Source organism: Mesorhizobium sp. M0676, assembly GCF_040320535.1.
In the GTDB taxonomy this organism is placed as follows: domain Bacteria; phylum Pseudomonadota; class Alphaproteobacteria; order Rhizobiales; family Rhizobiaceae; genus Mesorhizobium.
Genome location: NZ_JAMYPU010000005.1, coordinates 192644 through 206442 on the forward strand (window position 1 = coordinate 192644; position 13799 = coordinate 206442).

Below are 13799 nucleotides of genomic sequence, written 5' to 3' on the forward strand. Positions count from 1 at the left end.
AGCCTCTTATTTGCCCTTGTTCTGGTTGCGGCCCCGCAACCAGAACACCAGAAAAAATGCCAGCACGAAGGCGATGCCGACGATGCCGGCAAGTACGGTCGAGACATTGCCGACGGCCAGCATCACGGTCGGCAAATAGAACGCCGCGATGCCGAACAGCAGCATGATCCAGGCTGCGGCAATCAGCGCGTTTCGCGTGTCGCGGTCCATCATGCCGTCCCACCACAGCGGGAACTCGTCAACTCGGATGCCAATGCCATGAAATTCCCTGTCAGTGATAATGGCCGTGATGCGGTGGCGCACCATGGTCGTGGTCATGATCGTGCTCGTCACGGCTGTCGGCGCACTGGCCGAATTCCGGTTCAACCGTGGCGTGGCTGATGCCGTGTTCGGCGGCGAGCCGCTTCTTGATGGCGCTGACCGCCTGGTGCGGATCGACGCCATCGTTGAGGCAGGCATGCAGCGTCGCCATGTTGCTGGACCCGTCGAGCGACCAGACATGCATGTGATGCACTTCGCGCACGCCGTTGACGGTGCCGGCAATGTCCTTGGCGATGAGGTCGCGGTCGAGGCTTGCCGGTACGCCTTCGAGCAGGACGTGGGCGGCTTCGCGCATCAGCGACCACGCGGTGGACAGGATCAGCAGGGAGACCAGCACCGACAGAATCGGGTCGATCGGCGTCCAGCCGGTCGCCAGGATGACCAGCGCCGCCACGATCGCCGCCGCCGAGCCGAGCAGGTCGCCCAGCACATGCAGGATGGCGCCGCGCATGTTGAGGCTGTCGCGGTCGCCGCCATGCAGCACGAAGAACGAGGCGAAGTTTACCAGAAGGCCGGCGATCGCCACCACCAGCATCGGCCCGCCCAGCACCGGCGCCGGCGTCATCAGCCGGCCCCAGGCTTCGTAGACGATCCACAACGCAATGGCGAAGATGGCGATGCCGTTGGTGTAGGCGACCAGCGTCTTGACCCGGCCGAAGCCATAGGTCAGGCGCACTGTCGCCGGCCTTCCGCCAAGATGGAAGGCGTACCAAGCAAGGCCAAGCGCGATCGAGTCGGCGAGCATGTGGCCGGCGTCGGCCAGCAGCGCCAGTGATCCCGTCAAAAGGCCGCCAAGCACTTCGGCCACCATGAAGCCGGCGGTCAGGCAGGCTGCGATCAGCACACGCTTCTTGTCGGTCGAGCCATGCACGTGGCCGGCGCCATGCCCAGCATGCGAACCATGATCATGGCTGTGCGCCATCGGAAAAAACTCCTGTTACGCGCCGAACTCGGCGCGGAAATCCTCGAGCCGCCGCTTCTGCCGGCCTTCGCCATCGAAATTGGCGGGATCGAGCCATGCCTCATAGGCTTTGCGCAGCGCCGGCCATTCCTTGTCGATGATCGAGTACCATGCGGTATCGCGGTTTTCACCCTTGACCACAAGATGCTGGCGGAAAATGCCCTCGAACTTGAAGCCGAACCGTTCCGCCGCGCGCTTTGACGGCTCGTTGCGGTTGTTGCATTTCCACTCGTAGCGGCGATAGCCGAGCCCGTCGAAAATATACTTCATGAACAGGAACTGCGCCTCGGTCGCTGCCGGCTTGCGCGAGATCAGCGGCCCCCAATAGATGTTGCCGATCTCGATGACGCCATAGGTGGGATCGATGCGCATCAGCGTCTGTCGCCCGGCGACCTTGCCGCTGGCCTTGTCGATGACGGTGAAGAACAGCGGATCCTCGCTCGCCTCGACCTTATCCAGCCATGGCTGGAAATCGGCGCGGGTTTGCGGCGGGTAGTCGGGCAGCCAGGCAAAGCGTCCATCGATGTCGGGCACGGACGACGCCTCGTACAACCCATCGCCGTGCTTTTCGGCGCTCAGCGGTTCGAGCCGGACATAGCGGCCGTCAATGGGCTTGCGCTCGGGCCGCGGACGCGCTTGCCAATCTTTGAGATTTTCCGACACGCAAAACTCCAATCCGTTTGACTTTTGTGAGCAGACGCTCACAAAAACGCGACCTAACAGCAAGAACCACACGGACGGGAAAAATGCTCCACACGATTTCGGCCTTCGACCGCCTCGGCGAGGAAAACGCCTTTGCCGTGCTGGCGCGCGCCACTGCACTGGCTCAACAGGGCCGCGACATCGTCAATCTCGGCATCGGCCAGCCCGACTTCAAAACGCCGCAGCACATTGTCGACGCAGCGATCAAGGCGCTGCGCGACGGTCACCATGGCTACACCCCGGCCAACGGCCTGCTGGCGACGCGCGAAGCGGTGGTGCGGCGCACGCTGGCCACCACCGGCGTCGAGGTCTCGCCGGAAAATGTGATGATCCTGCCCGGCGGCAAGCCGACCATGTTCGCGGCCATCTTGATGTTCGGCGAACCCGGCGCCGAGATCCTCTATCCAGACCCAGGCTTTCCGATCTACCGCTCGATGATCGAGTTCACCGGCGCCGCGCCCATTCCGGTGCCGATCCGCGAGGAGAACGGCTTTGCCTTCTCGGCAGAAGAGACGCTGGCGCTGATCACGTCGAAGACGAGGCTCCTGATCCTCAACTCACCGGCCAACCCGACCGGCGGCGTCACGCCGCGCGCCGAGATCGAGAAGCTGGTGAAGGGACTGCAAGCGCATCCGCAGGTCGCTATCCTCTCCGACGAAATCTACGACGTCATGACCTATGACGGCGAGACGCATTTTTCGCTGCTCAATTTTCCGGAAATTCGCGACCGGCTGATCGCGCTCAACGGCTGGTCGAAGACATGGGCGATGACCGGCTGGCGCATGGGCTGGTCGATCTGGCCGAATGGCGACAAGGGCGCGCATCTCTACGACAAGGTGCGCAAGCTGGCGGTCAATTGCTGGTCCTGCGTCAACGCGCCGAGCCAGTTCGCCGGCATCTCCGCCATCGACGGCCCCCAGGACGATGTCGACAAGATGATGCGCGCCTTCGACAACCGCAGGAAGATCGTGGTCGAGGGGCTGAACGCGCTGCCCGGCGTCTCCTGCATCACGCCCAAGGGCGCATTCTATGCCTTCCCGAATGTTTCGAAGACCGGCTGGAAGGCCAAGAAGCTCGCCTCGGCACTGCTCGAGGAGGCCGGCGTGGCGCTGATCGGCGGCCCCGATTTCGGCATTCTCGGCGAAGGCTACATCAGGCTCTCCTACGCCAATTCCGAAGAGAACATCTTGCGCGCGCTGGAGCGGATCGAGTCGTTTTTGAAGAGGTAGGCCTTCGGCTCTTCACCCACGCCCCACGAACGGCATCTTGGTCGCCATCACCGTCATGAACAGCACATTGGCATCGAGCGGCAGGCTGGCCATGTGGACGACGGCGTCGGCGACGCGCTGGACGTCCATCACCGCTTCGGCGGCGATGGTGCCATTGGCCTGCGGCACGCCGACCGTCATTGCGTGCGCCATATCGGTCAGCGCGTTGCCTATGTCGATCTGGCCGCAGGCGATGTCATGGGGCCGGCCGTCGAGCGCCAGCGTCTTGGTCAGCCCCGATATGGCGTGCTTGGTCGCGGTGTAGGGCACCGAGCCCGGCCGTGGCGCATAGGCCGACACAGAGCCATTGTTGATGATGCGGCCGCCCATTGGCTTTTGCTTGCGCATGACGCCGAAGGCGGCGCGGGCGCATAGGAACGATCCGGTGAGATTGACGCCGACAATATCGTTCCAGACCTCGACCGGGATCTCGTCGATCGGCGTCGACTTGTAGCTCATGCCGGCATTGTTGAAGAGCAGGTCGACGCGGCCGAAGGCTGCGGCCACCGTCTCGAACAGGTCATCGACTTCGCCGGCCTTGCTGATGTCGCAGGCAACCGCCAGCGCCTTGGCGTCCGTTTTCCCGGCCTCGGTAATGGCGGCATCGAGCACCGCTTTGCGGCGGCCGCAAAACACCGTGTTCCAGCCCGCCTTGAGCAGCGCCGTGGCGACGCTCTTGCCGATGCCGGTGCCGGCGCCGGTAACAATGGCGGTTTTCTCTGTGAGGACTGTCATGATTTTGCTCCTGCGCGCCGCGCATCCCCGGCACAGATCGGGGTGCATCCGAATGCACCGACCCATCGCAAATGAGGGCGATCATGGCAAGCCGGACACTAATGTATGTCGCTCAAAAGTGGCCCCGGTTCTGAGAGAACGACATGCATCAGGACAAAAACATGAAGCGCCACGCGCTTTATGTGATCGGTCCGACAAAAAGGGCGGTCATTGGCGACCGCCCCCTGATCTGAACCGGGCTTGGGAGGAGGAAAAGCCGATCCGACTGACTAAAATCATGCGCTTCCTCGGTAAACGAGACGTTAACGCATTTTTTCCGGCCTCGGCGCCCTGCCCCAGGCGCGCGGCTGCGTTGTCTACCAGCGCGGGTTCGGCGCCGTGCCTGACGGAACCGGCACCTTGGCCGCCGACACCGTCGCCTCGACATGATCGACGAGCGCATCCGGCAGGCCGAGCCGGCCGGCGAGCAGGTCGAGATAGCCGCGTTCGGCGCGCGTATCGGGGTCGATCGTCAGTCGGGACGCCGTGTAGAGCTCGAGCCTCTGCTCATCGGTCTTGGCGCCTGCGACCAGCGTATCGAGGTCGAGCGGGCTGTCCAGCTCGGCCATCAGAAACTTTTCCGCTTCCGTGCCGATGCCGGCCAGACTGAGCTTGCCGGCGATCTTTTGGCGTTCCGCGTCATCGACATGGCCATCGGCCTTGGCCGCCGAGATCATCGCCCGCACCAGGGTCAGCGTGAACTCGTCCTCCCCCTGTGGCGCCTGTGAAGGATGAAAGCCGGTGTCGGCGGGCGGCGGCAGCAATTCCGGCTGGCCGGCCGCCGGCGCCTGCTCGGGTGCATTGCCGGCCTTGTAATTCTGGTAGGCCTTGTAGGCGAGACCGCCGATCGCAGCCAGTCCGCCGAGCTTCACGGCCGTGCCGGTGACCTGCCGTCCCGTGCCGGTTCCAAGCAGCACCGCGGCCAGCGCACCGGCGGCCAGCGGATTGTCCTTGGCCATCTGCACAGCCTGCCCGGCCTTGTCGCGAACGGTGCCGGTTGTGCCGGGAACTTGCGAGCCGAGCAGATCGTCGAGAAGCTTCTTGGGGTCGAACATGGTGCCTCCAGAAAAGGGCCCGCGCCAACGTGGACGGGCAGGTTTTGGACGTTGCAGACGTAGGTCCCGATTGTTGACATTACAATGACGGACCGGCGCTTTGCTATCGGCGCCGGCAATGCCGCAAATCAAATTCGATGTGTCGAAACCCGCCTCGGCTTCGGTTAGTGTCGCCGCAACGTCGGCGAGGGAGGAGTTTTGCCGTGACCGATCAGCCAGACCGCGACCAAGCACGAGATCCCCAGGATCTGGAGCGCCTGCTAATTGATCGGCAATTGGCGGGAGACATTGAGGGCATGGTAGCGCTGTTCGAACCCGATGCCGTCATCGACACCGGAGCAGCCGAATTGACGCGTGGCCATGAGGCGATCCGCGCTTTGTTCGAAGCCTTTGCCGCGAGCTGGCGAAAATTCCAGCGCGGCGAGCAGCGCCCGGCGGCCATTAACGGCGAACTCGCGTTGACGTCGACCAGGCTTGCCGACGGCTCGATAACCTCAGAGGTCGCGCGCCGGCAGGCCGACGGCACATGGCTGTGGGTGATCGACCGCTATTCTGTCGTGTGGTGATCCAGTCAGGGCGTCGGCGGCACTTAACTGCCGATATGTCCCCTGCCCTGCGCCTGCGCAAGTTCGACCTGGCGCTGGCGCTCGGCATAGCGGGTGCGATCCTCATCCGAGCGTGCCTCGTAGCAATGCGGGCATGACACGCCGGTGGAAAAATGCGGCGACAGCCGGTTCTCCGGCGTCAGCGGATGCCGGCAGGCGCGGCAGAGTTCGGCCTCGCCTTCGGTCAACCCATGCGACACCGAGACCCGCTCGTCGAAGACGAAACACTCGCCCTGCCACAGGCTGTCTTCGGCCGGCACCTCTTCGAGATATCTGAGGATGCCGCCCTTGAGATGGAACACATCCTCGAAGCCGAGCGACTTCACATAGGCCGTCGCCTTTTCGCAGCGGATGCCGCCGGTGCAGAACATCGCAACCTTGCGGCCGTCGAGTTGGTCGCGGTGTTTTTCCACCCAGGCCGGGAATTCGCGAAAGCTCGACGTGCGCGGGTCCACCGCGCCCTCGAACGTGCCGATCGACACTTCGTACGCGTTGCGTGTGTCGATGACGATGGTGCCGGGGTCCGAGATCAGCGCGTTCCAGTCGGCCGGCGCGACATAGGTCCCCGCACCCGTCGCCGGGTCGAGGTCTTCGACGCCCATGGTGACGATCTCGCGCTTCAGCCGCACCTTCATGCGATGGAACGGCATTTCGGCGGCAGTGCTGTATTTGACCTCGAGATCGGCAAGACCCTCGATGGCCTCGAGATAAGCGATCAGGTCGGCTATGTCGGTTTCGCTGCCGGCGACCGTGCCGTTAATGCCCTCCTGCGCCAGAAGCAGCGTGCCCTTGATGCCGCGCCCGCAGCAGAAGGCGGCAAGCGGCGTGCGCAAGACCCGCAGCGCCTCGAAGTCGCCCAGCCTCGCAAATTTGTAGAGCGCGGCAACGCGCACGGGTTCACGGTTGGTCATCGCCAAGCCACTAAACCGTGGTCAAAGCGGATTCAAGGCAGAGCTAAAGACACTTCGTCGGTATTCGCCCGCAGGCTCGTTGGCCGACATGTGACATCGCGGCAGGCCGGGTTTCGTGGACTCGGAATCGGCCTTCTGCTAATCGGTTGAAATCACCTAGGGAGAGACAAGCCAATGCTCAGCAAGACCGAAACGCTCCTGTCGCTGCTCAATGGCCAGCCGGTCATTCCGGTGCTGAAGATCGCCAATGTCGCGGACGCCGTCCCGCTCGCCCGGGCGCTGGCCGCCGGCGGCCTGCCGGCAATCGAGATCACGTTGAGAACCGCCGATGCGCTGGAAGCGATCCGCCGCGTCGCCGGTGAGGTCGAGGGCGCCATTGTCGGCGCCGGCACAATTCTCGATGCCAAGCAGTTCGACGAGGCAGCGGCCGCTGCCTCGAAATTCATCGTCAGCCCCGGCATCACGCGAGAGTTGCTGGCGGCGGCCAAGGACAGCGACGTTCCCTTGCTGCCCGGCGCCATCACGCCCGGCGAGATCATGGCTGCCCGCGAGGCCGGCCTGCGGTTCCTGAAATTCTTCCCGGCCGAACAATCCGGCGGCATCGCCTCGCTGAAGGCCTTTGCCTCGCCGCTGGCCGACGTGAAATTCTGCCCGACCGGCGGCATCTCGGCCAAGAACGCGGCCGACTATCTCAGCCTGTCCAACGTTATCTGCGTCGGCGGCTCGTGGGTGGCGCCGGACGAGTTGGTCAAGGCCGGCAAGTGGGATGAGATCGAGGCGCTCGCACAGACCGCGAGCAAGCTCGGAAAATAACCTCCGCTACTTTGTCTTTGCGCAATTCCCAAGGGAAGCGCTCCGCGCTTTCCCGGGAAAATCACAGTGTTCCCGGAATTGCACTCGGCACAAAAACCCGCCAGCTGCGCCGACCGGGTTTGCTGCGCGTTGAGATTTTGGTTCCCGCTCATGGGCTCGAACCACGATTCACGCCTTCAAAGGGCGCTGTCCTACCATTAGACGAAGCGGGAATGCAGTTTGGTGGTTAGCATTCTGTGGCGATGGAAGCCAGTGCTCGATATCTCGCTAGAAGCAAAAGCCGCACGGCTTGCCCAGCGCGGCTTCGATTTCGATATTGACCGGGTCACGCCCTACTTCGTCTGGAAGCGGGCGACCGAAAGGAATTTTACGGCATTGCCGGTGAAGCGGTTGGCATCGGCCATCTGGTTGTCCGCCTGGAAGCCTGCGGTGTAGACCTCGCTCGGCGGCGTATGCACGATGTTGTAGGCATAGCGCGGCGCAGTCGTCGGGCTGGAAACGGTGGCGATGTTGTCGCCGCTGCTCAGCGCCCAGCGCGCCGCCTGCGGTTCGGCCGCCACCACCACTGCCTTCGGTCCTGGCTTCAGGTCGCGAGCCGAAGCCCTTGCTTCCTTGCGTGTCGTCTTGACGCCGGCGCCGATCACCGAGGCTGGATCGGTACCGGCGGGACGGGCAGCAATAGCACCGCGCGGCGATGCGGCATCGACACCTGACGGATCGTTGAACGCCGAGCGAGGCTCGAGCGACGCAACCTGATAGTCGTCGGTAGCACCGGCTGTATCGGCGGCGCTGGCCTGTTCGAGAACCGCCTTGACCTCGTCCGGACGCTGCGACGGCAGCACCGAGAACGCGTCGGTTGCGGTCTGCTTGTGGGCAGCCGTATCGGCCAGCGCCAGCAGAACGCCCTTGTCCTGCGGCGCAAGCTCAGCCGGCGGCGAAGAGCGGTCGGGACGCCAGGTCGGCAACGGGACGTTGACCGCGACCTGCGCCGGAGCGGCAGCTTGATCGGCCCCCTGGTCGGCATTGCTCGCATCGGCCGTGCCGAACGGCACATTGGCCGGCGCCTGCGCCGTCGCCACCGTCTGTTCGGTGGTGGCATCGGCCACGCCGAACGGCACGGTCTCAGGTTGTTGCGCGCCGACATCGGCCTTCGGCCGCGGTGCGAAAGCGGGCAGCGGCACTTCCTTGGCGGGCAGCGCGGCGATGATCGTCTCCGGCGTGTCCTGCGGCTCCGAATCGTCAGCGCTGTCGTCGGCAAGCTGCGGAATGTTGGCGCGCTTGGCGTTCTGCGGCGACACGATCGCGATGCCAGGCAGATTGCTGTTGTTGTTGCTCGAGGCAGCCAGCACCGGCTTCACGCTTCTCGGCGGCGGCGCGGCGGTAGCGACATCGGCGCTGTCGTCGGCTTCGTCTTCACCGCCACCGCCAAAGAACGCGGACAGGAAGCCACCGGATTTCTTGGTGCTGCCGCCTGCGCTGGCCATCATGATGGCAGGAGAACCGGCGCCCTTGCGCGCCTTGTAGGAGGCGAGCGCCTGGTCATAACCCGGCAACGGCCTGCCGTCGCTCGGCACATGCAGCGTCTTGCCATTGGGGAACAGGCTGACCAGTTCCTGGCGGCTGATGCCTGGCCAATGCCGCACATTGCCGACGTCCATGTGGACGAAGGGCGAACCCGACGACGGATAGTAGCCGACGCCGCCGCCCTGCATCTTCAGGCCGATGTTGCGCAGCTTTTTCAGCGGCACACCCGGAATGTAGAAGTCCATCGCCTTGCCCAGCATATGCTGGCTTTCCTTGGCGACACCGCGGCTGCGGCTGCGCAGCATCGAATTGGTCGACGGCGAGCGATAGCCGCAGACGACCTGGATATAGTCGGTGGCGCCGGCCTGCCGGTAAGCTTCCCACACCAGATCGAGCAGGCGCGGATCCATCTTGGTCGGTTCGTTGCGACGCCAGTCGCGCAGGATGATGTTGATCTTCCTGAGGCCTGCCGGATCGTAGCGGCCATTGCGCTTGTAGACGATCTCGGCCTTTTCGTGCGTGTGGAGGTGATAGAGCTTGAGCGAGCGCGTTTCAGCGCTGGCGCCGGCAGCAGTTGCGGCGAGGAAAGCGAACGCAACGATCAACGCTGCCAGCCATCTCGGCCAGACGCCCATGTGATCGCGCCGCCCGTTTCTGTGTCGTTCGACTTTGTTCAAATCAAAAGGCCTTGCAGGCTGCCGTTTGTCCCCGGATTTGTCCAAACGGATGCGTGGTTCTCACATCCGAATATCGATCCTAATGGTTAATCATCGCTTATTGAAGCCGAAATGCGGTAACACCGTGGCGATATCCCGTCAAAAATAATACACAGGATTTCTTGGTAAACTGCTGGTTTAGATCAAGATTCAGCCTTTTCGCGCTACACGATCTGTTACCGCTGGCCTTAATGCGTGAACAACGCTGTCCGCATCAGCCATATTCCCGCCCCAACCCCCTTATGCAGCGCCGGATATGGCATGGCAAGCTGGTCCCGGCCTTGCGTTGGCAAGCTGTGGAATTCGGCGTTCAGGAGGCAAGGCGGTCGAGGCGACCGGTTTCCGGGTCGATGCCGTATTCCTTGAGCTTGCGGTAGAGCGTCGAGCGGCCGATACCGAGACGCCGTGCGACCTCGCTCATCTGGCCGTTATAATGGTCGATGGCGAGCTTGATCATTTCGAGTTCGACATCGGCCAGCGCACGCACATTGCCACGCTCGTCCAGCGCCCGCAGCGTGCCGAAGCGCTTAAGCAGCCTCGCCGGAGGGGCGGGCTCGGCAGCTGCAGTACCGGCGCCGTCAGTCTGCGCGCCATCGCCTTGCGATCCGGTGCTCAAGGCCATGCCGGGGTCCGACAAGGACGCATCGGCGTCGAGATTGACGGTGCCGTCGACCTGCGCCCGGATCTGCGGAAATTCGTCAGTCGTGAGGACATCGCCTTCGGCAAGCACCGAGGCCCTGAACACGGCGTTTTCCAGCTGCCTGATGTTTCCCGGCCAATCATAGGCCTGCAGCATGGCCAGTGCGGCATCCGAGATGCCGTGCAGGCGATTGCCCGCCGGCGCCACCTTGTCCATGAAATGCTTGACCAGATAGGGGATGTCGTCGCGGCGGTCGCGCAGCGGCGGCACGACGATCGGGTAAACGTTGAGCCGGTAGAACAGGTCCTCGCGAAACTTGCCGTCCTTGACCTGCTGCAGAAGGTTGCGGTGCGTGGCCGAGATCAGCCTGATGTCGACCCTGACGGTGGAACGGCCGCCGACCGGATCGACCTCGCCATCCTGCACGGCGCGCAACAGCTTGACCTGCACGTCGAGCGGCAGGTCGCCGATCTCATCCAGGAACAGGGTGCCCGAATGCGCCTCGACGAACTTGCCGGTGTGCTTTTCGGTGGCGCCGGTGAACGAACCTTTTTCGTGACCGAACAGGATCGATTCGACCAGATTGTCGGGGATGGCGCCGCAATTGACGGTGACGAACGGCTTTGTGCGGCGTTCGCCGCTGCCCTGGATGGCGCGCGCCACCAGTTCCTTGCCGACGCCCGATTCGCCCTCGATCAGGATCGGGATGTTGGAGGCCGCAGCCTTCTGGCCGAGGCGGATCACCCGGTCCATCGCCGGGCTGTGCGTAATCATGTCCTTGAATGTCAGGTGGCCGCCGCGACGCCGCGACGTGCGCTTGACCTCGTCCTCGACGGCCTCGACCTTGAGCGCGTTGCCGATCGCGGTCTGCAGCCGGTCGGGAGACGCCGGCTTAACGACAAAATCGAAAGCTCCGTGGCGCATCGCCGAAACCACCGTTTCGATGCCGCCCTGCGCAGTCTGCACGATGACGGGAACAGTGATGCCGCGCTCGCGCATCGCCTTCAGCACGCCGATGCCGTCGAGGCCCGGCATGACAAGGTCGAGGATGACTGCCGAAATATCCCTCGCATTGGGTTCGTCAAGCGCGCTCAGACCGGCCTCGCCGCCATCGGCAACGATGGCGCTGTGGCCGAATTTCGTCACCGCCGCTTCGAGCAGCCGGCGCTGCACGGGATCGTCATCGACTATAAGAATGGAACCTGTCATGACTGATTTGAGTTGCCCGCCTGGGAAATTCCCATGGATCATCTTGGCACAGGGTTCTAAACAAGGTTTCAAAAAACCCGGTGAACGAATTCCTTAGGATTTGACCGGCTTGTCCTTTCCCCTTGATTCCAGAAGGTAATTGTTGATGAGCAGGATTCTCGGTCGGCAGCTTGCGGCGGTAGCGTCCGGTCAGGGCGCGGCAGAACTCGGCGACCTGCCGGAATGGAATCTCGCCGATCTTTATTCCGGCATGGAGGCGCCCGAACTGAAGCGTGACCTTGCCAAGGCGGCGGCCGATGCCGTCGCCTTCGAGAACCGCTGGAAGGGCACACTGGCTGCGGAGGCCGGGCGCGGCAGCGCCGGCAGGCTTGGCGAGGCGCTGACAGCCTATGAGGCGCTGGAGGAACTGATCGGCCGCATCGTCTCCTATGCCGGCCTGATCTATGCCGGCAACACCGCCGATCCGCAGCGCGCAAAGCTCTATGGCGACATCCAGGAAAAGATGACCGACGCCAGCGCGCATCTTCTGTTCTTCGCGCTGGAGCTGAACCTGATCGATGACAAGGCGCTCGAATCCGCCCTCGCCGCCGACGCCGGCCTTGCCCATTACCGCCCCTGGGTGCTCGACCTCAGAATGGACAAGCCCTACCAGCTCGAGGACCGGGTCGAGCAGCTGTTCCATGAGAAATCGATCACCGGACGCGGTGCCTGGAACCGGCTGTTCGACGAGACGATGACCGATCTGCGCTTCGACATAGACGGCGAGGAACTGACGCTGGAGCCGGCGCTGAACCGCCTCCAGGACGCCGATGGGGAGGTCCGCCGCCGCGCCTCCGAAGCGCTGGCCGCAACCTTCCGCAAGAGCCTGCGCACCTTCACGCTGATCACCAACACGCTGGCCAAGGACAAGGAGATTTCCGACCGCTGGCGCGGCTTCGAGGACATCGCCGATTCACGCCATCTCGCCAACCGCGTCGAGCGCAGCGTGGTCGATGCGCTGGCGTCGGCCGTGCGCGAGGCCTATCCGCGCCTGTCTCATCGCTACTACGCGCTGAAGGCGCGCTGGCTCGGCATGGAGGTGATGAACCACTGGGACCGCAACGCCCCCTTGCCCGAAACGCCGCAGGCCGTGATCCCTTGGGACGACGCCAGGAACACCGTGCTGTCGGCCTATCAGCGCTTTTCCCCCGATATGGCGGAGATCGCCCGCGTCTTCTTCGACCGCAACTGGATCGACGCGCCGGTCAGGCCCGGCAAGTCGCCCGGCGCCTTCGCCCATCCGACCGTGCCTTCGGCGCACCCTTACGTGCTGCTCAACTACATGGGCAAGCCGCGCGATGTGATGACGCTGGCGCATGAACTCGGCCACGGCGTGCATCAGGTGCTGGCCGGCGGCCAGGGCGCCCTGATGGCTTCGACGCCGCTGACTTTGGCCGAGACGGCCTCAGTATTCGGCGAGATGCTGACCTTCCGTTCGCTGCTCGACCAGACCACCGACAAGCGCGAGCGCAAGGCGATGCTCGCCCAGAAGGTCGAGGACATGATCAACACGGTCGTGCGCCAGATCGCCTTCTACGAGTTCGAGCGCAAAGTGCATGCAGAGCGTAAGAACGGCGAACTGACCTCCGACAAGCTCGGCCAGTTCTGGCTCGAGGTGCAGGCAGAAAGCCTGGGGCCGGCGATCAAGCTGCGCGAGGGCTATGAGGTCTTCTGGACCTACATCCCGCACTTCGTCCACTCCCCCTTCTACGTCTACGCCTATGCCTTTGGCGACTGCCTGGTGAACTCGCTCTACGCGGTCTACCAGAACGCTGAGCATGGCTTCCAGGATAAGTATTTCGAGATGTTGCGCGCCGGCGGCACCAAGCATCACTCGGAGCTTCTCGCGCCCTTCGGCCTCGACGCCACCGACCCCGCCTTCTGGCAGATCGGGCTTGGCGTGATCGGCGGCCTGATCGACGAGTTGGAAGCGCTCGACAGTTAATGCGCGCACCCATTGGACCGATGGCGCAGAGTGGCAGGTTCAGCAGCGGCCTCGACTTTGCAGAATCGCAGAACAGTTTAGCCGGAATGCATGTGACGGCAGCTCTGTTCTTGTTCTAAATATCTGTTCTTGAATAACTCTCCGGCGAAAATTCCGTTAGCTTTCCCGAAGCCGTATGATAGCTTTCCGACTGAAGCTCAGCCGGGCGCGCGGCTTAAGGCCGGACAGTATCCCGGCCCATGGCAGCGGTCTGACGAATGCGACAGCGACGGTTGGCAATGGGCGGAAAGCCGAACGCCGACACTCGACGACAGAC

The 13799-nt window shown here is 63.5% G+C and carries 12 protein-coding genes and 1 tRNA gene; 4 read left to right on the forward strand and 9 right to left on the reverse strand.

Going from position 1 to position 13799, the window contains the following annotated elements:
• Positions 1 to 6: 6 nt before the first annotated feature.
• From NKI35_RS07690 to NKI35_RS07700, 3 genes are read right to left on the reverse strand one after another with little or no spacing between them, the layout of a single operon-like run.
• The gene (locus tag NKI35_RS07690; protein ID WP_023701051.1) at positions 7 to 213 is read right to left on the reverse strand and encodes a hypothetical protein; all 207 of its coding nucleotides are present in this window, start codon (positions 211 to 213) and stop codon (positions 7 to 9) included.
• Between the two features lie 58 nt (positions 214 to 271).
• Complete coding sequence (locus NKI35_RS07695; protein ID WP_023725175.1) at positions 272 to 1243, reverse strand: cation diffusion facilitator family transporter; 972 nt, start codon at positions 1241 to 1243, stop codon at positions 272 to 274.
• 15 nt (positions 1244 to 1258) lie between these two features.
• On the reverse strand, positions 1259 to 1945 hold the full coding sequence (locus NKI35_RS07700) for a GNAT family N-acetyltransferase (RefSeq protein WP_023701049.1): 687 nt from the start codon (positions 1943 to 1945) through the stop codon (positions 1259 to 1261).
• Between the two features lie 83 nt (positions 1946 to 2028).
• On the opposite strand from NKI35_RS07700, the gene NKI35_RS07705 reads away from it, so the two are divergent.
• Positions 2029 to 3213, forward strand: a complete 1185-nt coding sequence (locus NKI35_RS07705; RefSeq protein WP_352739347.1) for a pyridoxal phosphate-dependent aminotransferase — start codon at positions 2029 to 2031, stop codon at positions 3211 to 3213.
• A 12-nt stretch (positions 3214 to 3225) separates the two neighbouring features.
• Here the strand turns inward: NKI35_RS07705 and NKI35_RS07710 are convergent, their stop codons facing one another.
• Together NKI35_RS07710 and NKI35_RS07715 are read right to left on the reverse strand one after the other, a co-directional pair.
• Complete coding sequence (locus tag NKI35_RS07710) at positions 3226 to 3987, reverse strand: SDR family oxidoreductase (protein ID WP_023737654.1); 762 nt, start codon at positions 3985 to 3987, stop codon at positions 3226 to 3228.
• Positions 3988 to 4343: 356 nt separating this feature from the next.
• Positions 4344 to 5081 carry a tellurite resistance TerB family protein gene (locus tag NKI35_RS07715; RefSeq protein ID WP_023671935.1) on the reverse strand — a complete coding sequence of 246 codons (738 nt, stop codon included), beginning with the start codon at positions 5079 to 5081 and terminating at the stop codon, positions 4344 to 4346.
• 203 nt (positions 5082 to 5284) lie between these two features.
• Between NKI35_RS07715 and NKI35_RS07720 the strand changes: the two genes are divergently transcribed.
• On the forward strand, positions 5285 to 5647 hold the full coding sequence (locus NKI35_RS07720) for a YybH family protein (RefSeq protein WP_352739349.1): 363 nt from the start codon (positions 5285 to 5287) through the stop codon (positions 5645 to 5647).
• Between the two features lie 23 nt (positions 5648 to 5670).
• Here NKI35_RS07720 and trhO read toward each other — a convergent pair whose 3' ends face one another.
• Positions 5671 to 6597 carry an oxygen-dependent tRNA uridine(34) hydroxylase TrhO gene (gene trhO, locus NKI35_RS07725; protein ID WP_352739351.1) on the reverse strand — a complete coding sequence of 309 codons (927 nt, stop codon included), beginning with the start codon at positions 6595 to 6597 and terminating at the stop codon, positions 5671 to 5673.
• Between the two features lie 174 nt (positions 6598 to 6771).
• Between trhO and NKI35_RS07730 the strand changes: the two genes are divergently transcribed.
• A complete protein-coding gene (locus NKI35_RS07730; RefSeq protein ID WP_352739353.1) occupies positions 6772 to 7410 on the forward strand; it encodes a 2-dehydro-3-deoxy-phosphogluconate aldolase in 639 nt (212 codons plus the stop codon).
• Positions 7411 to 7548: 138 nt separating this feature from the next.
• Here the strand turns inward: NKI35_RS07730 and NKI35_RS07735 are convergent.
• From NKI35_RS07735 to NKI35_RS07745, 3 genes are all read right to left on the reverse strand, one after another.
• A tRNA-Gln gene (locus NKI35_RS07735) sits at positions 7549 to 7622 on the reverse strand.
• A 120-nt stretch (positions 7623 to 7742) separates the two neighbouring features.
• Positions 7743 to 9569 carry a peptidoglycan L,D-endopeptidase MepK gene (mepK, locus tag NKI35_RS07740; protein ID WP_023691751.1) on the reverse strand — a complete coding sequence of 609 codons (1827 nt, stop codon included), beginning with the start codon at positions 9567 to 9569 and terminating at the stop codon, positions 7743 to 7745.
• Positions 9570 to 9960: 391 nt separating this feature from the next.
• Positions 9961 to 11499, reverse strand: a complete 1539-nt coding sequence (locus NKI35_RS07745) for a sigma-54-dependent transcriptional regulator (protein WP_352739355.1) — start codon at positions 11497 to 11499, stop codon at positions 9961 to 9963.
• A gap of 145 nt (positions 11500 to 11644) precedes the next feature.
• Here NKI35_RS07745 and NKI35_RS07750 point away from each other — a divergent pair, with 145 nt between their 5' ends.
• Complete coding sequence (locus tag NKI35_RS07750; protein ID WP_023740966.1) at positions 11645 to 13483, forward strand: M3 family oligoendopeptidase; 1839 nt, start codon at positions 11645 to 11647, stop codon at positions 13481 to 13483.
• Positions 13484 to 13799 lie beyond the last annotated feature (316 nt).

Coding starts and splice junctions, on each gene's coding strand:
- trhO (WP_352739351.1), bottom strand. CDS start 6,597: ATGACCAACCGTGAACCCGTGCGCGTTGCCGCGCTCTACAAATTTGCG.
- NKI35_RS07710 (WP_023737654.1), bottom strand. CDS start 3,987: ATGACAGTCCTCACAGAGAAAACCGCCATTGTTACCGGCGCCGGCACC.
- NKI35_RS07690 (WP_023701051.1), bottom strand. CDS start 213: ATGATGGACCGCGACACGCGAAACGCGCTGATTGCCGCAGCCTGGATC.
- NKI35_RS07750 (WP_023740966.1), top strand. CDS start 11,645: ATGAGCAGGATTCTCGGTCGGCAGCTTGCGGCGGTAGCGTCCGGTCAG.
- mepK (WP_023691751.1), bottom strand. CDS start 9,569: ATGGGCGTCTGGCCGAGATGGCTGGCAGCGTTGATCGTTGCGTTCGCT.
- NKI35_RS07715 (WP_023671935.1), bottom strand. CDS start 5,081: ATGTTCGACCCCAAGAAGCTTCTCGACGATCTGCTCGGCTCGCAAGTT.
- NKI35_RS07745 (WP_352739355.1), bottom strand. CDS start 11,499: ATGACAGGTTCCATTCTTATAGTCGATGACGATCCCGTGCAGCGCCGG.
- NKI35_RS07705 (WP_352739347.1), top strand. CDS start 2,029: ATGCTCCACACGATTTCGGCCTTCGACCGCCTCGGCGAGGAAAACGCC.
- NKI35_RS07730 (WP_352739353.1), top strand. CDS start 6,772: ATGCTCAGCAAGACCGAAACGCTCCTGTCGCTGCTCAATGGCCAGCCG.
- NKI35_RS07695 (WP_023725175.1), bottom strand. CDS start 1,243: ATGGCGCACAGCCATGATCATGGTTCGCATGCTGGGCATGGCGCCGGC.